The organism is Aerococcus loyolae, assembly GCF_002871915.2.
GTDB lineage: Bacteria > Bacillota > Bacilli > Lactobacillales > Aerococcaceae > Aerococcus > Aerococcus loyolae.
On record NZ_CP126958.1, the window covers coordinates 1341104 to 1359530 of the forward strand.

The window sequence follows — 18427 nt, forward strand, 5'->3', positions numbered from 1 at the left end:
TTTTTTTCATTTTTAAATAAAGTCTGCTGTGTTATCCTAGACTTAAGAAAATTATTAGTCACTTAAACTCAAGAAAGGAGTTTATTATGGATAAATTAGCGCTTCCTAATCGGGCGATCCGTCAAGAAGAAAAGGAAATTACCCCAAAAAGTCTCAAGTTTTTACTGGCTGACTTTGCTATTATTGTGATTCTTAGTTCTGCCATTGCGTCAATTACTGACTTTACCTTTGCCCGTTTTCAGTTCTCTGAGAATTCCATTGACTTGGTCAACACCTTGATTTCTACCCTGATTTTCGCCCTGCTGAGCTATGGCATGACCTGGGGCTTGGTCGACGCCGCTAAAAACCGTGCGCCCTACCAAGCTTTGAGTGTGTTCCGACCCTTTAAGAAGAATTTCTGGCATAATGCTTGGACTAGCCTATTATCGCAAATCGTCAATATTATTGTGATTTGGCTAATGTCTCTTCTAACAGCCTTTGCCCTCCTCGTTTTTGCCTCTCTAGTCTTTGGCTCTGACGATGCCTGGCTCATTGTTGTCCTAGTGGGTGGGGGACTTTTGATTGGCTTAATTGCTTATTGGGTCAATATTAGCTTAGCCATGACCCCTATCTTGTTGAAAGAAGAACCTGAGATGGGTGCTTTCCAAGTCATCAAGACCAGTTGGGGCTTAATGAGAGGCAACCGCTGGAGATATTTCTGCTTGATGCTTAGCTATAAGTGGATCGCCTACCTGCTCATTTTCATCTCCCTCGTTGTGAGTTTTGGGGTTATCGTCTCTGTCGACACCAGCTATGGTTCAGGACTCAATTTCTTAGGGGTAGTTCTCTTCTTTGCTGTCTCCCTCTTCATCGTGTTCGTTTCCGTTTACTATGGCCTGCGTTCAAAAGTAGCCGCTGCAGTCTTCTACCAAGCCCGTCTCGAACAAGAACGCGGTATTATCGAAGGCCAATTTAACTAAGATTAAAAGCTTCAAAATAAATGATTAAGAGTGACTCACTAATCAGTGGGTCACTTTTTTATAGGTGCTATTGTTTAAATAGGGCCAGCAAAAGTCTTTCTATGCTAGAATGAGAGTGAATGACTGGCACAAATTATCCAGGAAGGAGATTACTATGGCAGCCATCAGCGAAGAACAAAACCACTTACTCTTATCTACCTGTTTACTAGCCGGGAAGATCATGATGGAATCAGGTTCCGAATCCTACCGGGTCGAAGATACTATGCAGCGGATCGCCCAAAACAGCCACCGTTTTGACACCGCCTCCTATGTCACCAACACGGCCGTCTTTATGAGCTTAAATAAGCACTCCGACATGCAAATGGTCCTAGTCAAAAAGACCTCCACCGACTTAGCCAAAATTGATGACACCAACCAACTTTCCCGCTCTTACGCCGAAGGAAAACTCAACCTGGAAGAACTCTATCAGGCGCTCCAGGCTGTTGATAAGCAAGAAAAAACCTTCCCCTTTAGTGTGCAATTGTTAGCTGCGGGAGCCGCCAGTGCCGCCTTTATGCTAATGATTGACTCAACCAACTACTGGGATATTGGTTTTGCCTTCGCTATTGCCATCATTGGTTTTGCTATTTCCGAGTACTGCAAGGTAGAATTTGAAATTACCTTCCTCAGTGACTTTTTTGCGACTACCGTCATCGGCTTTTTAGCCTTGTCCCTAAACCGCCTAGGTCTGGTCAATAACCTGGACTCCTTGATCACGGGCTGTATCATGCCCCTCCTCCCTGGACTGGCCATCACTGGCGCCCTACGTGATCTTTTTGCTCGGCAGTTAATTTCAGGTATGGTTCAAGCGGTTAACGCCATCTTAATTGCCATCGTGCTCGGTGTCGGTATTGCCCTCACCTTGCAATGGTTAGGTTAGAAAGGAGTTCAGCCATGTTTACCATTATTGAACAGTTCGCCCTGTCCTTTTTTGGGACGGTCGCCTTTTCCACCATTATCAATGTGCCTAAGCGAGCTTTGATTTATTGTGGCTTAACGGGAGCCAGTGGTTGGATGACCTACTACTTTTTCATGTCCTGGTTTGGGGACTTAATCGTCGCTAACTTCATGGCCGCTATCGTTATCGGGATTATCTATATTTACCTCTCGCGCAAACTGCGCTTACCGGTGATTATTTTGAATACTCCCGCTATTCTGCCCTTGGTTCCTGGTAATGCAGCCTATCTATTTATTCGTTATGCGGTGCAAGGCAATTATCAGTTAAGTGTCTCCTACCTGATGGACGTTTTCAAGGTATCTGGAGCCATCGTTTTTGGTTTTATGTTTGTTAACCTAGCTGAACAACAAATCCGTCGCCAACGCCAAGAACGAGCTCGCCGGCGTTTAAAGAAAAAAGCGGCCAAAGAAAAGGCCGAAAAAATGAAAATGGCTAAGTCTTAGTTCTTCGATTAAACCGCTAATCAACAAAAAGAGTCTGGGACAAAAGTCTACGGACTATAAAAAAAAGAGAATCTACAAATTACTTAAGCGTGATTTGTAGATTCTCTTATTTTCTTGCTTTTATTTTGCTATATTTTTTCAAATTATTGGCCATGAAGGCCAATCCAACATCAGTTTTAACCTTTGTTTTCCCTCTGAGGTTAAATCGAGTGAACCCTAAAATAGCCTTTATCTGGCCAAAAACTGGTTCAACGTCAATTTTCCGTTTGGAAAAGAGCCTAGATCCTTCTTCAGATAAAAGCTTCTGTGTTTCTATATTCTTTAATTCCTGATAGTTTTTATTATAGTAAAGCGCCTTTTGCGGCGCATTTTCTGGATCCAAAGGCTTATAAACCTGAATTTCAGAAATATAACCACTCATTTTATTTTTTCGTTTTTGGAGATGACTAAAGAAATAAACCGTGCCATCAGGATGTGTGAAAGTATTACTTTGCTTATCGTAACTCCAATTATCCATATTTTTAGCTGATTTTTTATGTTTCTTTTTCTGCTCTTTATCAAACCGATTGTATTTAATCAAATGGTTAATTTTATGGTTATCTAAATAAGTAAGGTTTTCTTCGCTACCATAACCAGCATCAGCTACAATGCATTTCGGGGAATTAGGAAAACTTTCAACAAAGGGTTGTAAAGTCCGCGTATCCGTCGGATTGTGGAAAATATCATAATGAAGGACAAATTGGTTTTCAGTCGCTACTTGGATATTATATCCCGCTTTCAATTGCCCATTCATCATATGGTCATCTTTCATTCGCATGAACGTAGCATCAGGATCTGTTTTTGAATAGCTATTTCTTCCGTTAAATGTTTCAAACTGTTTGGCATACTTTTGTTTGCGAGGTAGAAAATCTTGACTCACTTTACGGTAATGTTTTTTCAAACGACGACGTTCTTGTTTACGTTGATCCGGCCCTTTTACAGGAGTTTCCTCAATATCTTCAGTGAGTTTATCGATTTCTTCCTTAAGCACTTTAGATATCTCTTGAAGCATCGTTTCTTCTAGATCTAAATTTTCATCATATTGGATGCCGGCATCAACCATCGGTTGAATTTCATTAAAGTAATATTCACGTGAGGTCACTTTTAATCGTTCTGCATATTTTTCAGTTGCCTTTTTCCAAACAAAAGAATATTTATTGGCATTCGCTTCAATTTTAGTTCCATCGATAAAGCAATTTTCTAAATGAATTAATTTCTCTAACTTTAACTGAGTGGTAAACTCAACGAATAGATTTTCTAATAAAGATCTGCAATTTTCTGAAGAACGGAAGCGATTAATCGTTCGATAGCTAATAACTTGTTGAGCGACTAGCCACTGCATGGGTAAATTTTCAACCATCAGTTCCTCTATTTTTCTTCCGCTAAATACGCCTTTACTATAAGCATATAGAAGTGCCATGATTAAAGGCTTTGGATGATAGGCAGGGCGGCCGTCCTGCGTACTGAAGCTTTCAAAGTATTTTTCATCCAGAGACTCAATAAAATTATAGATTGAAAATACAATATGATCTGGATCGATACATGCAGATAATTCTAGTGGAAGTGTTGTTTGATTCATGTTATATTGTATGTACATAAGAAGCACCCCTTAATCTTTAGTGTGGTTACTAATATTATAACAGGGTGCTTTTTTAATACCTAATTTTAAGTAAAAGGGTTAAGAAATTAGTGAAAACTAACTTCTTAACCCTTTTTGTTTTGAGACTTTTGTCCCAGCCTCTTTTTTACTTATTTTATGGCTGCCTGCTTAAAGGCTTCCACTTTTTGAAGAAAGTACTGATGAATCCGGTAATCCTGAGTTAATTCGGGATGGAAGGCTAGGCCAATTTGATTTTCATATTCAACTCCTACTACCTTACCATCCACTTGTGAGAGGACTTCAACTTCTGGGCCATAGTCAGCAACATAAGGAGCCCGAATAAAGACTGCCGGGTAATCGCTAAGGGGACCCACTTGACTTTGAGTGGCAAAACTGCCCAGTTGACGGCCATAGGCATTCCGCTTCACCGTCACGGGGAGGGTTCCTAGGTAGCGATTAGGGTCATTAGCTATGTGGTCGGCCAAGAGAATTAAACCAGCACAGGTGGCTAGGGTTGGTAGGCCAGCTTGGATCAATTGGCGCACGGGTTCTAATAGACCTAACTTTTCCAGCAATTGCCCCTGAACCGTACTTTCTCCTCCCGGTAGGACGAGGCCATCAATATCATCCAAATCTTTTAGTTGACGAATTTCTTTGACTTGGGCTCCCAGCTGGCGGAGGATATTCTCATGCTCAATGAAGGCCCCTTGGAGGGCGAGTACAGCGATGGTCATCTTACTGACCTCGCTCTTCCATAATGATTTGAATTTCACTTGGGTTGATCCCCACCATGGCTTCTCCCAAGTCCTCGGATAAGTGGGCAATTAATTGGGCATCTTGATAGTTGGTCACGGCTTGGACGATGGCAGCAGCCCGCTTGGCTGGGTCTCCTGACTTGAAGATTCCTGACCCGACAAAGACCCCTTCCGCCCCTAATTGCATCATCAAGGCAGCATCGGCTGGTGTTGCTACCCCACCGGCAGAGAAGTTAACCACAGGCAGTTTGCCATGTTCGTGAACATATTGGACTAAGTGATAAGGGACTTTCAGTTGTTTGGCGGCTTCATAGAGTTCATCTGGCGATAAGGAAGCTACTTGACGGATTTGGGCATTGATCTTTCGTAAGTGACGGACCGCTTGGACCACGTCGCCTGTTCCTGGTTCCCCCTTGGTTCGAATCATGGAGGCTCCTTCTTCAATCCGGCGTAAGGCTTCGCCTAGGTCACGAGCCCCACAAACAAAAGGCACCTTGAAGGCGGTCTTATCAATATGGTAAACATCATCAGCCGGCGAAAGAACTTCTGATTCATCAATATAGTCAATCTCAATGGCTTCTAGGATTTGGGCTTCAACAAAGTGACCAATCCGCACCTTGGCCATAACTGGAATCGATACCGCCTCTTGGATGCCTTTGATCATCTTGGGATCACTCATCCTAGAAACCCCACCGGCCGCCCGAATATCAGCGGGGATCCGCTCTAAGGCCATGACTGCTGCAGCGCCAGCGGCTTCGGCAATGCGGGCTTGTTCTGGTGTGGTAACATCCATAATTACCCCACCCTTTAGCATCTGGGCCAGGGCTTGGTTTAATTCATATTGTGTCTTTGTCATCTAATGACCTCCTTGATTTGTTGCTTGTCGCTTGTTAAGCTATATCATAATTCAAAAGTGGTCTTAGACAAATAGTCAAAGTCACAATAAAAAAGAAGCCAGTAAGGAGTAAATGAAGATGTTAACCTACCATCTAAAAAAAGGCCCTAACCCCCTCTATCAGCAACTATACCAAGCCATTAAAAGCGATATCATTGCCGGTAAGCTGGTCAATAAAGAAAAATTACCTTCTAAGCGCAGCTTGGCGAGAAATTTAGGCGTTAGTACCATTACAGTTGAAAATGCTTATGACCAGTTGATTATCGAAGGCCTGGTCTATAGCCAGGAAAAACGCGGCTATTATGTCAATGATTGGCAAGGCCTCCCCAGTCTCAAAGAACGCGAAAAAGTTGACCACCATATCCGCCTACCTGAAGAAGAGCACTTTACTTTCAACTTTTCCGAAAAGCAAAGTCAGTTGGATAGTTTTCCCTTTTCGATTATGAATCGGATGATGCATGACACTATCGCCAACTACCAAGCTGACCTACTCAAACCGCCCCTGGGTGGTGGCGTGGCTGCCTTAAGGGAGGCGATTGCTAGTCACTTGGCTTCTTTTCGCGGGATGGCTGTCGACCCCAAGCAGATTATTGTCGGAGCGGGAACGGAATACCTCTACGGCTTACTGATCCAGCTCTTAGGACGGGATAAGATCTACTGCATTGAAAATCCCGGCTACCCCAAGCTCCGGCAAATCTACACCAAGCAAGGGGTAGACTGTCGCTTAGCCGGGATCGATGACCAGGGATTACGGGTTGAAGCACTCGAGAAGCAGCAGGCCCAAATTGCCCACCTTAATCCCACCCATCACTTTCCTACTGGGACCACCATGCCGGTCAGTCGCCGCTACCAATTGCTAGCCTGGACCAGTGAAGCCAGTGACCGTTACCTTATTGAGGATGACTATGATAGTGAATTTCGCTTTCACGGTAAGCCCCTTCCCACCCTGCAAAGCATTGATGCCAGCGCCAAAGTAATCTATCTCAACACCTTCTCCAAGTCCCTGGCTCCGACCATTCGCATTTCCTATATGGTGCTCCCTGCCCAACTGGCTAACCAATTCTATCGGGACCTCTCTTTCTACTCCTGCACCGTGTCAACCTTTGAGCAGTACAGTCTCGCCCAGTTTATCCAAGAAGGCTACTTCGAAAAGCACATTAACCGCATGCGCCGCCACTATAGTAAGAAAAGAGAAAAAGTCACCCAATTGATCAAAGAACACTTTTCTACTGACCAATGCCAAATCATCGAAGGCGAAACCGGTCTCCACCTGGTCTTAAAATTGCAGACTTCCTTGTCTGATGGAGAAGTAAAAGACCGTTTGCTTAAGCAGGGCATTGGGATTAAGAGTGTCTCCGACTATGATATGGAGCCAGTGGCGAAAAGTCGCCAGCTCTTTCTCTTAAATGATGCTGCCGTTGACCTCAGTAAACTCCAGGAAGCCCTTGCCATCGTTAAGACAGAATTATTTTCCTAGTCTCTTTCTAGCCAGCAACGCCGAGTTGGCTAGTTTTTTGAAGGGGAATGATATATAATGAATTAACTTTTGGGGAGGTTAATTATTATGAATCATTTAGGTAGCCAACAACTAGAAAGCCAACGCCTCATCTTACGCCCCTTTGCAATGACTGATGTCGACCAGGCCTACCAGCACTGGACCAGTGACCCGGAAGTCACCAAGTACTTAACCTGGCCCAGTCACCAGTCTCCAGATGTCACTAAAGAAGTTATTTCTCAATGGGTAGCTAACTATAGTCAGCCGAACTTTTACCAGTGGGCCATTGTTTTAAAGGCGAGCAATGAAGTGATCGGTAGCATTTCTGCCGTTGATGTCAAAGAAAAAATTTCTGCCGTCCATATCGGCTATGCTATCGGCCGAAAATGGTGGGGTTTAGGGATAACCACCGAAGCCCTTGAGCGGATTATTCCTTTCTTCTTTGATGAAGTTGGGGTCAACCGGATTGAATCCATGCACGACCCCAAGAATCCAGCATCTGGCAAGGTCATGGAGCATTGCGGCTTAGTTTATGAAGGGACCCTCCGCCAAGCTGACCGTAACAACCAAGGCCTCTGCGATGCCGCTTACTACGGTCTTTTGAGGGAAGATTACTATCGGTAAAACAAAGAGGCTGGGACAAAAGTCTCAAAACAAAAAGGGTTAAGAAGTTAGTTTTCACTAATTTCTTAACCCTTTTACTTAAAATTAGGTATTAAAAAAGCACCCTGTTATAATATTAGTAACCACACTAAAGATTAAGGGGTGCTTCTTATGTACATACAATATAACATGAATCAAACAACACTTCCACTAGAATTATCTGCATGTATCGATCCAGATCATATTGTATTTTCAATCTATAATTTTATTGAGTCTCTGGATGAAAAATACTTTGAAAGCTTCAGTACGCAGGACGGCCGCCCTGCCTATCATCCAAAGCCTTTAATCATGGCACTTCTATATGCTTATAGTAAAGGCGTATTTAGCGGAAGAAAAATAGAGGAACTGATGGTTGAAAATTTACCCATGCAGTGGCTAGTCGCTCAACAAGTTATTAGCTATCGAACGATTAATCGCTTCCGTTCTTCAGAAAATTGCAGATCTTTATTAGAAAATCTATTCGTTGAGTTTACCACTCAGTTAAAGTTAGAGAAATTAATTCATTTAGAAAATTGCTTTATCGATGGAACTAAAATTGAAGCGAATGCCAATAAATATTCTTTTGTTTGGAAAAAGGCAACTGAAAAATATGCAGAACGATTAAAAGTGACCTCACGTGAATATTACTTTAATGAAATTCAACCGATGGTTGATGCCGGCATCCAATATGATGAAAATTTAGATCTAGAAGAAACGATGCTTCAAGAGATATCTAAAGTGCTTAAGGAAGAAATCGATAAACTCACTGAAGATATTGAGGAAACTCCTGTAAAAGGGCCGGATCAACGTAAACAAGAACGTCGTCGTTTGAAAAAACATTACCGTAAAGTGAGTCAAGATTTTCTACCTCGCAAACAAAAGTATGCCAAACAGTTTGAAACATTTAACGGAAGAAATAGCTATTCAAAAACAGATCCTGATGCTACGTTCATGCGAATGAAAGATGACCATATGATGAATGGGCAATTGAAAGCGGGATATAATATCCAAGTAGCGACTGAAAACCAATTTGTCCTTCATTATGATATTTTCCACAATCCGACGGATACGCGGACTTTACAACCCTTTGTTGAAAGTTTTCCTAATTCCCCGAAATGCATTGTAGCTGATGCTGGTTATGGTAGCGAAGAAAACCTTACTTATTTAGATAACCATAAAATTAACCATTTGATTAAATACAATCGGTTTGATAAAGAGCAGAAAAAGAAACATAAAAAATCAGCTAAAAATATGGATAATTGGAGTTACGATAAGCAAAGTAATACTTTCACACATCCTGATGGCACGGTTTATTTCTTTAGTCATCTCCAAAAACGAAAAAATAAAATGAGTGGTTATATTTCTGAAATTCAGGTTTATAAGCCTTTGGATCCAGAAAATGCGCCGCAAAAGGCGCTTTACTATAATAAAAACTATCAGGAATTAAAGAATATAGAAACACAGAAGCTTTTATCTGAAGAAGGATCTAGGCTCTTTTCCAAACGGAAAATTGACGTTGAACCAGTTTTTGGCCAGATAAAGGCTATTTTAGGGTTCACTCGATTTAACCTCAGAGGGAAAACAAAGGTTAAAACTGATGTTGGATTGGCCTTCATGGCCAATAATTTGAAAAAATATAGCAAAATAAAAGCAAGAAAATAAGAGAATCTACAAATCACGCTTAAGTAATTTGTAGATTCTCTTTTTTTTATAGTCCGTAGACTTTTGTCCCAGACTCTTTTCAATGCTTATATTGATTTTCAAGGAGAAATTTTTACCAATTTTCCTTGTCCCAAGACAGGCCATCTAATTGCCCGCTTGCTTGCTGGTAACGTAAGTCCAGGGCTTCAATAGCCGCTTGGCAGGCTGCAAGATAGGCACGTTGGCCGTAGTCCTGACTTTCCTTTTGGGACTTCTCGAGAACTTCTTTGGCCCAAGGGCCTAACGGATCATTTTCAATCATAATAACCTCCTAATGTCGGGTGGTTTTTGGCAATTCAGCGTCCAACATTTCTAATTCATCCAATCGCCCTTCCCAGGCATCGATCAATAAGTCGACTTTGCTGCTAAGTTCAGGAGAAAAGTCTTCCTGGCGACTTCTTAAACGATCGATTAACCAACGGCTCCTTTGACTAAAACCGCCCCGCTTGGGATTCAAGAGATAGTATTGAAAGGCGACATAGTGTTTGAATTGGTCAGCCTCACTGAGATAGTGGTACTGGCTGAGGATAAAGGCAGGTAGAAACTCCCACTTTAAGGTCTGACACAGGGTTTGATAGGGGCTAAAGAGGGTTGATAAGCTGACATTGTTCTTCCCGCCAGCCTGGTAATAAGATAAGGGGCTCCCCACAGTCACTATCAAGCCCAATGATTTCCCAACGAGCCGCTTACCGTTCTGGTCCAGAAAGTCATCACTTAGCAGGTCCTGTAACCATTGCACCAAGTGCCCAGGTGCTTGGTACCAATAGAGGGGGAACTGTAAATAAATCCGTTCACTCTTCAACAAGATTTCTTGGGATTCTTGGATAAAGTGCTCATCATAGTCGGTTGGGATAGGAATAAAATGAATTTCTTCGGGACAGGCCGCCCTCAGAAATTGATGGCTGCTGGAATTTTCCAAGTCAGGATGTCCACAAAAAATGCTTACTGTCACTCTATCCATCTCCTTTTTCCTGGTTCGCTTTCTATTGTAACAAATCACTCAAAGCTTAGCAGTCCAACTAGCTCAGAAAACAGTTTTATAAGCCATGTTAAAGTTAATCATTAAAAAAGCCAAGTCAGTTTTTCCTAACTTGGCTTTTCCTGTAATTTTTTATTAATCTTCCCTAGCATTAACTTGGTCGAGGGCTTTTTGGGCGGTTTCTTGGGCTTCAGCTAAGGCTTCTTCTGCTGGGATATTTTGCAGTTCGACCTTATCCCGAGCGTCAGAAAGGGCTTGATAAATTTTACCACCGGTTGGATCTGCGAAGCTATAAGAAGCATGGGTGGATTGGTCCATCGGTGTCTTATAGGCCGGGTTTTCAGCTAAGAATTCACTAAAGCCAGGCACCTTATTCATGGTTTCGTCAACACGGACCGGGACATAACCCACCGCCTTGGTCCAGTCAGCTTGGACTTGGGGACTGGTAAAATATTTGATCCATTCAAAAGCCGCCTGAGCTTCTTGGTCAGAAGCTTGGTCAGGGACGGCTAAGTATAAACCTTCCGACATGGGACGTGGCTCATGACCATTATAGCCCGGTTGTTCTGCTGACCCAATAATATCAAAGTCAAGGTCCGCCTTATCCCCAGAAGACCCGGTATAGCCGATGGATTTACCAGTCATCACATTGTCAATGGTTCGATACCAGTATTCCCAACCTTGACCGCCAGATTCAATGGGACTGGTGCCGTCATGGATATTTTCCCGGATAAAGTTCCAGGAATCAACCCAGGGGGCCTGGTCAATGAGGACCTGGGTGCCATCATCAGAAATAATTTGCCCGCCAGAACTATAGGCGATATCAATCAAATTATCGGTCCCCCACATTAACTGGTGACCATTTTCGACATAGCCATCTTCTTGGAGTTGCTTAGAATAGGCCATCACGTTTTTCCAAGAAGCATACATGTCATCAGGATCAATTCCCGCCTCTTCTAAGATATCCTTACGATAATACATAACCTGGGTAGTCCCAAAAGCTGGGAATCCGTAAACTTGACCGTCAGAAATGGCTAAGTCCATAAAAACCGGCAGGAAATCATCAGGATCCATGGTAGAACCCATGAAGTCGTTGAGAGGTTTGAGAATTTGCGAGTCCGATTGTTCCACGATGTCATCCGATAAAACCACAGCCGGAGCAATATCAGCTGCAATAGCTGCTTGGAGTTTCTGATAGGTTTCATCATAATTGGCCTGAGCCACACCGATCACGCGGACTTGGTCTTGACTATTATTGAAGTCCTCAATAATTTCCTCCATGGTTTGCCCGGCAATGGAACCCAGCCCATACCAAAATTCTATTTCCACCCGGTCACCACTGGTTTGGTCACTATGCTTGCGGTCATATTCAGCTAAGGCTTCCTGAGCTTGCTGGGAACACCCTCCCAGACACAGCAAGACGGTAAACAGGGTCAGTAAAATCTTTACAAATTTCTTCATCTTGATCATCCTTTCGTCCCTGAGCCAGAAATCCCTTGTACGAACCATTTTTGTAGGAGGATAAAGAGGATCAGTAAGGGAACCACAACCAAGGTATTGGCTGCCATCAGCCGTGGGAGGTTATCGATAAAGTTCCCTTGAGTGGTAAAGAGCTGGTTCAAACCATTGGATACCAGCATCTTAGCCTCACTAGAAATGATTAGGGATGGCCACATGTAGTTATTGTAGTGGGTTACGAAGTTAATCAAGGCGGTGGTTAAGATCGCTGAGCGTGAATAGGGAACGATAATCCGCCATAAGATTTGCCAAGAATTAGCCCCCTCTACTTGGCCAGCTTCAACTAATTCAATCGGCACGGAACGGAAGGTCTGCACCAGATAAAAAATTGAGAAGACACTAGCGATATTGGATACAATCAGACCGGTTAAGGTATCTAAGAGACCCATCTGCGCTAGAATCACAAAGGATGGTACATAGGTAGTAGCCACCGGTAACATATAGGTTAATAAGATCGAAGTATAGAGGAATTTCTTGCCTTTAAAGTGGAAGAATACCAAACCATAAGCCATTAAAGCACTGAGGATTAGCTGCACAATAACAATGACTAAGGCAGTAAAAATACTGTTAAAGATATAAAGATCAAAGGGCCCTAATTCAAAGACGCCCGCAAAGTTCTTAAAGGAAAGAAAGTCAGGGGCTAAGGACGCCGGATTAGATAGGATGGTGGCCGCCTCTTTAAAGGCATTTGACGCCATCCATAATAAAGGATAAACCATTAAAAAGCTGAAGAATAAGAGTAAGATGGAACGAATAATTCCCTTACTATCCCATTTTTTATTTCTCATGCCATACCCTCCTTACGGTAGTGACCTTGTAAACTAAAGATCGCAAAGGCTAAGAAACCAGTAATAACTAACATAATCACTGACAAGGCCGTTGCCTTACCCATGTTAAACTCTTCAAAGGCGAGTTGATAGAACATATACAGCAAGGTTCGTGTCGCCCCAGCTGGCCCACCTTGGGTTAAGACGTTAATTTGGTCGTATGCTTGGATAGAAGAAATTAAGGTAATCACCGATAAAAAGAGGGTCGTTGGTAGGGTCATGGGGAAGTAAATCGTCCGAATTCTTTGCCAGTAACTGGCCCCAGCAATGTCACAGACTTCATCATAAGCTGGTGAAATACTGGACATGGCCGTGGAATAAAATAACATGGCCCAGCCCGCATTCTTCCAAACCGTCACAATGATCACGGCAACCATGGCAAAGGTGGACGAAGACAACCAATCCGGTCCCGAGACCCCGATATGGGCTAAGAGATTATTGATAAGTCCTTCTGGTTGGTACATCCAGGACCAAACAATGGAAACCGCGACCATAGGCGTTACCCAAGGGGCAAAGAGACAGGCCTGGATGAAATTATGCATGAATTTTTGCCGAATTAATAAGAGTGCTAATAAAAAGCCGATCACTAAAGTCGGTATCACTGTCCCTAGTGAAAATACCACCGTATTCCATAAGGATGAGGCAAATTCTTCAGAAGTGATGAGGTCGGTGTAGTTTTCAATCCCGACAACGTCATAAGTTGGTGAAATATAGTCCCAGTTAGTAAAAGAAATGAAAAGGGAAATAAACATTGGTAAGAACCAGAAAATCAATAAAGGCAGGAGTGGGACTAGAATATAAATGAGCCACTGTTTTTTAGTCATGTCTTTAATCATTTTCAGTCACCAATCTTTCTCCACTTTCCTTGTCGAAGTAGTAGAGGTCCTTACTATCCAGATTAAAGGCAATTTCTTGACCAGGTTCATAGCGCTTATCGGTCGATTCTTTAATGATCACTTGGGAGACTTCTAACTTGATATGGAGATCGTAGTCAGCACCTAGGAGTTCTACCATCTGGATAGTCCCAGTAAAGTGGGCCTGGTCAGAATTATCCGTCACTTGGGCTTTTTCTGGCCTAAAGCCGACCACAATATCTTGGCCTTCAGAAAAATCACCTGGTAAGTGGTCGACTAAGACCCGGTCGGTTTTGGATAAAATCTTGCCCTCTTTGACGTGGGCTTGGATGGTGTTCATTGGCGGTGTGCCTAAGAAGGTTGCCACAAAGAGGTTCTTAGGATTGTTGTAGACTTCCCAAGGTGCCCCAATTTGTTGGATTTCTCCCTGGTTCATAACCACAATCCGGTCAGCCATAGTCATGGCTTCGGCTTGGTCGTGGGTCACGTAAACAGTGGTCGCATGGAGGTGCTTTTGTAAATTAACAATCTCACTCCGCATCTGCACCCGAAGCTTAGCATCCAAGTTACTCAAAGGTTCATCCATCAATAAAATACCAGCTGACTTAACAATGGCTCTGGCAAGGGCAACCCGTTGCATCTGACCGCCTGATAAGGCACCTGGTTTTTTATCTAAATAGTCACTTAAGCCCACCAATTCAGCAGCCTCTTTGACCGCTTTTTGACGGGTAGTCTTGTCGACCTTTCTAATTTTTAAGCCAAAGCCAATATTGTCGGCAACCGATAAGTGTGGAAAGAGTGCATAATTTTGAAAGACCATGGCAATATTGCGGTCCTTGGCATCTTTATTGTTCACCACTTCACCATCAATTAATAAGTCACCTTGGCTAATCTCTTCCAAGCCGGCAATCATCCGCAAGGTAGTTGATTTACCACAACCCGATGGACCGACAAAGACAATAAATTCACCGTCACCAACATCTAAATTAAAGTTTCTGACGGAGTAATTTTTATTGCCCGGATAACGTTTACTCACATTTTTCAATTCAATTGTTGACATTAATTATCCCCCTATCTTAAAGAAACAGGGACTAATCAGTAAGGAATAAGCAATACCCAAGCTACTGATTAATCTCTCAATTACAATCGAACAAACGTACGTCAATCCTACTTTAACATATATTTTTTAAATTTTCATTAAATACACTCCTCCAATAAAGGAATGCTAAACTCATTTAGCCCTGACTAGCTAGCAATTGACAGGGGGAATATTGCATTTTGCATGCAACAGTGATCGATAAAACCGTTGACAAGCAAGCTAAAAATCAGTAAACTAGACTCCTAATAATTTTTTCATTGCTTTCATAATCCATTACTTATGAAAGCATGGCTACAAAGCACAAAATCCCTGTTTTGTGACTAGCTTGTAGATACAATTGATCATGTGAAAAGGCCCAGTTTCTAAACTGAGCCTTTTTTCCTTACTTTAATTTTGTCACACTCTATTCAAACCCGTTCCAGCGGTCTTGCTCTTTGACGGGCTTGTCGCACTCTATTTCAAGAAGCCTTTTTCAGGGAAGAGATAATGGAGTAAGGCTTCAGTCACCCGGACCCCTTGGCCTTGAGCCGGATAGACGTGCATCATCATCATGGGGTTGAAGTTGGCCTCAATGAATCCATAATTGGCCCCTTTTTCGCTGACTTGGGCAGCTTTGGTAATGTCTTGGATCATTAAATCAATCCCAGTGATATTAACGCCTAAGGCTTGAGCCATCTGACTGGCGATGTCAAGATAGGACGGATGGACTTGGTCTGTGACATCGATCGAGTCGCCTCCAGTGGAAATATTGGAGTTTTCTCTTAAGTAGGCCTTTTGCCCTTCTTCTAAGACACTGTCGAAGGTTAAGTCCTGTTGTTTAAGATTTAAAGCTTCAATATCTCCCAATTGAATTTTTTCCAATGGGGTGCGGTGGTCTAAGCCTCGTTTAGGGTCTTTATTCTTCTCAGCGACTAATTGAGCGATAGTCGCCTTCCCATTGCCAACCACATTAGCAGGCACTCTGAGTAAAACAGCAATGGTCTTGCCATCCAGGACAAAGAAGCGGTACTCTACCCCTGGCACATAGTCTTCTAAGAGCACACTATCGTCAGCTTCAAAGGCAATTCGACAGGCCTCTAGGAGCTCTTCACGACTGGGTCCTTGCTTAAAGATGGAAATGCCGATCCCCATATTAGTCGATTTGGGTTTGACTACTAAGGGACGGTCGAGATAGAAACCAGCTGCCGCCTCAACTTCACTGAGACTGTAATAGGTCCGTGATTGAGGGGCTTGGAAACCCGCCTCTTGAATAATTTGTTTGGTGACCTCTTTATTAGCTAAGAGGTAGTGGGAAATATAAGTATCCTTGCTGGTGATATTACCATTCTTAACATATTCAATATGATCGCCAACAGAAAGGCGGAGTAAGTTATCTGTTCGGTCTAATATTTCCACTTGGATCCCTGATCGAATCGCATCAGCTATAAAGATCTGGGTAGATAGTTCCATATCGGTAAAGCCACCTAATTGATAAGGGGCCTTCAGAGCATTTTTACGGTTCTTTTTAGCAATTGCCAAGCCAGACGCTAACCAGTCCTCCACAGTCGGATAGGCTGTGACAATTCGGGCTGCTGGGGTTTCTTCTGGAGCCTCCAGGCGGTGGAGAATTTCTTCGATTAAATCTACTTTATCTTGGCTCACTGCTAAGTCTGTTAGCATTTCACGCAAGCCTTTTACGATCCGTTGGCCTTCTTCATAATAGACCGTTTGACTGAAAGGATCTTCATTAGCCACTTGAGTTTTAATCTTAACGCCCTCTTCAATTTCAGGGTCATCCGCCATTTCATCGATCCAGAGCAGGTAGAGTAAGAAGTATTTAATAAAGACAAGCTCCCTTAATTGAATCCCATAAGGGGCATCGCCTTGGATATCAGTATTGCGGACTTCCAAGTACTTGATCCCAGTATGGAGGAGGTCTCGAACCTTAGCCCCACCCCGTAAACGTACATTGGAATAAAATTCCTTTTCAGCAATGAGATGACCAGTTTTGACATTATTTTCTAGGGTTGTGATATAGGTTTCCAAATCGTGGTAGGAAACATGGACATCTTCATGGTTAACATAGCCGTGCTCAGAATTGCGGATACTACGCACTGGATGGCCAACAGGTTCTACTCCCGGTTCAAAGAAAGAATCGTGGGCATAGGGACTAGCACCCAAGAAGTAGACAATGACCCATTGGTAGCGTAGAAAATTACGGGCCAATTTTAAGTAGAGGGCGTTTTGGGTATCAAATAGGTTGTCATAGTCACTATATCCAGCCTGGTAAAACCCCTTAATAAAGTCAGGATCCAGACCAAAGTTATAGTGGAGGCCAGAAATCATTTGCAATTTCTTCCCATAGGCTCCTACTAGGTATTCCCGGTAATCCACTGCGGCAGGGTCATCCAATTGGGCTACCTTAATTTGGTCATCACTAGGTAATTGTGGCGGCATACTGTAAGGCCAGATAGCCTCTTCATTATCTAGATGCCTAATGGTGACATCATAGATCGCGTGCATCCACTGGAGCACACCCTCTTCACGGCCAATCACAGGGGGTGAGACCAATTCTGTTTGTGATTCAGCAAAGTCGCGCTGGATATACTGGTTTTCACTCGAGCCATCCACTCTTTGAGGATGGGGCGTTTGGGCAATCTGTCCTTCTGGCGTTACCCGGTGGCCTTCTTTTTCAATACCAATGGAGGTATTTTCGAATAAGGCAGCGGTGTTTTCATTTTTGATATAGGCTTGTAATTGATTCATAACTTGTTTTCTCCCTAATAGTACTTGTGGTACTTAGACTATTTCCTTAACTTTACCACGATTAGATAATGGGAAAAAGTGTTTAGCTTACTTTTTGTTATTAAATTTTCCTTACTAATTTGATATCAAGCTTGAACCCTAACCTTGATCTGGCTATTATTTACTAGCACTGCCGGACTGATTACATTATTATCTATAGGTAAAGAAAAATGATTGTACTGATTAGTAAGGAGAAAGGACGCTTCTAAAATGATTGATATCAAAAATATCATTGAATCAAGCCCAGAACTCATGGAGCTACTTAAAATTATTCAATCATTTCATCTACCGGATTCTTGGCTCTGCGCAGACAGCTTACGTAATTATATTTGGAACTATTTAAGTCAAAAGGATCTTAGCGAGAGTATTTATTTTTCAGATATTGATGTCATCTTCTATGACGAAAACATCTCCTACCAAGAAACCCTAAATATCGAAAAAAGCATCAAAGAAAGATACCCCCGCTATAATTGGGAGGTCAGAAATCAATATTATATGCACAAACATAGTCCCCATAGTAAAAGATATACTTCATCGAAAGATGCGGTCAGCAAGTTTCCGGAAAAGTGTACGGCCATTGCGGCGCGCTTAGATGAAAAGGGTCAGGTCGAATGTTATGCCCCTTATGGTTATGAGGATATTATCCACTTTAGAGTCTCCCCCACCCCTCACTTCCTAGCGAATAGCGACCGACTAAACGTTTACCAAGAACGTATTAAGAAGAAAAATTGGCAAAAAAACTGGCCACAACTTTCTATTGAAAACATAGAGCAAAACTAAAAAGCAGCCAGCGATTGAGCAATCCTAGTCACAGAGACAGGAGCTTTCAAGCACTGGCTG

17 protein-coding genes are annotated in these 18427 nt (G+C 42.7%); 7 read left to right on the forward strand and 10 right to left on the reverse strand.

The genetic code is table 11. From position 1 onward, the window contains the following. Positions 1-86: 86 nt before the first annotated feature. The 3 genes from CJ190_RS06070 (at position 87) to CJ190_RS06080 (ending at position 2399) form a co-directional block, all read left to right on the forward strand. The gene (locus tag CJ190_RS06070; protein WP_064292119.1) at positions 87-959 is read left to right on the forward strand and encodes a DUF975 family protein; all 873 of its coding nucleotides are present in this window, start codon (positions 87-89) and stop codon (positions 957-959) included. A gap of 154 nt (positions 960-1113) precedes the next feature. Beyond that, positions 1114-1878 carry a threonine/serine exporter family protein gene (locus CJ190_RS06075; RefSeq protein WP_064292118.1) on the forward strand — a complete coding sequence of 255 codons (765 nt, stop codon included), beginning with the start codon at positions 1114-1116 and terminating at the stop codon, positions 1876-1878. 14 nt (positions 1879-1892) lie between these two features. Further along, positions 1893-2399: a threonine/serine exporter family protein gene (locus CJ190_RS06080; RefSeq protein ID WP_070597934.1), complete on the forward strand. Its 507-nt coding sequence runs from the start codon at positions 1893-1895 to the stop codon at positions 2397-2399. Between the two features lie 106 nt (positions 2400-2505). On the opposite strand, the gene CJ190_RS06085 is transcribed toward CJ190_RS06080, so the two are convergent. The 3 genes from CJ190_RS06085 to pdxS form a co-directional block, all read right to left on the reverse strand. After that, positions 2506-4035 carry an IS1182 family transposase gene (locus CJ190_RS06085; protein WP_101602523.1) on the reverse strand — a complete coding sequence of 510 codons (1530 nt, stop codon included), beginning with the start codon at positions 4033-4035 and terminating at the stop codon, positions 2506-2508. A 152-nt stretch (positions 4036-4187) separates the two neighbouring features. Further along, a complete protein-coding gene (pdxT, locus tag CJ190_RS06090) occupies positions 4188-4772 on the reverse strand; it encodes a pyridoxal 5'-phosphate synthase glutaminase subunit PdxT (RefSeq protein ID WP_064292753.1) in 585 nt (194 codons plus the stop codon). A gap of 1 nt (position 4773) precedes the next feature. Beyond that, positions 4774-5649: a pyridoxal 5'-phosphate synthase lyase subunit PdxS gene (gene pdxS, locus CJ190_RS06095; protein WP_064292754.1), complete on the reverse strand. Its 876-nt coding sequence runs from the start codon at positions 5647-5649 to the stop codon at positions 4774-4776. Between the two features lie 118 nt (positions 5650-5767). Here pdxS and pdxR point away from each other — a divergent pair, with 118 nt between their 5' ends. From pdxR to CJ190_RS06110, 3 genes are all read left to right on the forward strand, one after another. After that, positions 5768-7165 carry a MocR-like pyridoxine biosynthesis transcription factor PdxR gene (gene pdxR, locus CJ190_RS06100; RefSeq protein WP_064292755.1) on the forward strand — a complete coding sequence of 466 codons (1398 nt, stop codon included), beginning with the start codon at positions 5768-5770 and terminating at the stop codon, positions 7163-7165. A gap of 87 nt (positions 7166-7252) precedes the next feature. Further along, positions 7253-7807: a GNAT family N-acetyltransferase gene (locus CJ190_RS06105; RefSeq protein ID WP_064292756.1), complete on the forward strand. Its 555-nt coding sequence runs from the start codon at positions 7253-7255 to the stop codon at positions 7805-7807. A 150-nt stretch (positions 7808-7957) separates the two neighbouring features. Beyond that, positions 7958-9487 (forward strand): IS1182 family transposase, encoded by a 1530-nt coding sequence (locus tag CJ190_RS06110; RefSeq protein ID WP_101602523.1) that lies wholly within the window; start codon positions 7958-7960, stop codon positions 9485-9487. Positions 9488-9599: 112 nt separating this feature from the next. Here the strand turns inward: CJ190_RS06110 and CJ190_RS06115 are convergent, their stop codons facing one another. The 7 genes from CJ190_RS06115 to gshAB all read right to left on the reverse strand — a co-directional run bounded on the left by CJ190_RS06115 (position 9600) and on the right by gshAB (position 17548). Continuing rightward, positions 9600-9788, reverse strand: a complete 189-nt coding sequence (locus CJ190_RS06115; protein WP_064292757.1) for a hypothetical protein — start codon at positions 9786-9788, stop codon at positions 9600-9602. Positions 9789-9797: 9 nt separating this feature from the next. After that, positions 9798-10478 (reverse strand): NAD(P)H-dependent oxidoreductase, encoded by a 681-nt coding sequence (locus tag CJ190_RS06120; RefSeq protein ID WP_064292758.1) that lies wholly within the window; start codon positions 10476-10478, stop codon positions 9798-9800. A gap of 162 nt (positions 10479-10640) precedes the next feature. Then, entirely contained in the window at positions 10641-11966 is a 1326-nt protein-coding gene (locus CJ190_RS06125) for an extracellular solute-binding protein (RefSeq protein WP_246818528.1), read from the reverse strand. Between the two features lie 5 nt (positions 11967-11971). Continuing rightward, positions 11972-12811, reverse strand: coding sequence for a carbohydrate ABC transporter permease (locus CJ190_RS06130; protein WP_064292760.1), 840 nt, complete (start codon positions 12809-12811; stop codon positions 11972-11974). Further along, positions 12808-13686 carry a carbohydrate ABC transporter permease gene (locus CJ190_RS06135; RefSeq protein WP_070597889.1) on the reverse strand — a complete coding sequence of 293 codons (879 nt, stop codon included), beginning with the start codon at positions 13684-13686 and terminating at the stop codon, positions 12808-12810. Before CJ190_RS06135 ends, CJ190_RS06130 begins: the two co-directional genes overlap by 4 nt. Beyond that, the gene (locus CJ190_RS06140; RefSeq protein WP_064292762.1) at positions 13679-14764 is read right to left on the reverse strand and encodes an ABC transporter ATP-binding protein; all 1086 of its coding nucleotides are present in this window, start codon (positions 14762-14764) and stop codon (positions 13679-13681) included. Before CJ190_RS06140 ends, CJ190_RS06135 begins: the two co-directional genes overlap by 8 nt. Positions 14765-15256: 492 nt before the next feature. Beyond that, entirely contained in the window at positions 15257-17548 is a 2292-nt protein-coding gene (gene gshAB / locus CJ190_RS06145) for a bifunctional glutamate--cysteine ligase GshA/glutathione synthetase GshB (RefSeq protein WP_070597890.1), read from the reverse strand. A 249-nt stretch (positions 17549-17797) separates the two neighbouring features. Between gshAB and CJ190_RS06150 the strand changes: the two genes are divergently transcribed. Then, positions 17798-18367, forward strand: coding sequence for a nucleotidyltransferase family protein (locus tag CJ190_RS06150; protein ID WP_070597891.1), 570 nt, complete (start codon positions 17798-17800; stop codon positions 18365-18367). The last annotated feature ends 60 nt before the right edge of the window (positions 18368-18427 follow it).

Bases quoted from the DNA above. Each gene is read 5' to 3' on its own strand.
- CJ190_RS06150 (WP_070597891.1), top strand. From the start codon at position 17,798: ATGATTGATATCAAAAATATCATTGAATCAAGCCCAGAACTCATGGAG.
- CJ190_RS06070 (WP_064292119.1), top strand. From the start codon at position 87: ATGGATAAATTAGCGCTTCCTAATCGGGCGATCCGTCAAGAAGAAAAG.
- CJ190_RS06080 (WP_070597934.1), top strand. From the start codon at position 1,893: ATGTTTACCATTATTGAACAGTTCGCCCTGTCCTTTTTTGGGACGGTC.
- pdxT (WP_064292753.1), bottom strand. From the start codon at position 4,772: ATGACCATCGCTGTACTCGCCCTCCAAGGGGCCTTCATTGAGCATGAG.
- CJ190_RS06105 (WP_064292756.1), top strand. From the start codon at position 7,253: ATGAATCATTTAGGTAGCCAACAACTAGAAAGCCAACGCCTCATCTTA.
- CJ190_RS06115 (WP_064292757.1), bottom strand. From the start codon at position 9,788: ATGATTGAAAATGATCCGTTAGGCCCTTGGGCCAAAGAAGTTCTCGAG.
- CJ190_RS06075 (WP_064292118.1), top strand. From the start codon at position 1,114: ATGGCAGCCATCAGCGAAGAACAAAACCACTTACTCTTATCTACCTGT.
- CJ190_RS06110 (WP_101602523.1), top strand. From the start codon at position 7,958: ATGTACATACAATATAACATGAATCAAACAACACTTCCACTAGAATTA.
- pdxS (WP_064292754.1), bottom strand. From the start codon at position 5,649: ATGACAAAGACACAATATGAATTAAACCAAGCCCTGGCCCAGATGCTA.
- CJ190_RS06125 (WP_246818528.1), bottom strand. From the start codon at position 11,966: ATGAAGAAATTTGTAAAGATTTTACTGACCCTGTTTACCGTCTTGCTG.
- CJ190_RS06135 (WP_070597889.1), bottom strand. From the start codon at position 13,686: ATGATTAAAGACATGACTAAAAAACAGTGGCTCATTTATATTCTAGTC.
- gshAB (WP_070597890.1), bottom strand. From the start codon at position 17,548: ATGAATCAATTACAAGCCTATATCAAAAATGAAAACACCGCTGCCTTA.
- CJ190_RS06140 (WP_064292762.1), bottom strand. From the start codon at position 14,764: ATGTCAACAATTGAATTGAAAAATGTGAGTAAACGTTATCCGGGCAAT.
- CJ190_RS06130 (WP_064292760.1), bottom strand. From the start codon at position 12,811: ATGAGAAATAAAAAATGGGATAGTAAGGGAATTATTCGTTCCATCTTA.
- pdxR (WP_064292755.1), top strand. From the start codon at position 5,768: ATGTTAACCTACCATCTAAAAAAAGGCCCTAACCCCCTCTATCAGCAA.
- CJ190_RS06085 (WP_101602523.1), bottom strand. From the start codon at position 4,035: ATGTACATACAATATAACATGAATCAAACAACACTTCCACTAGAATTA.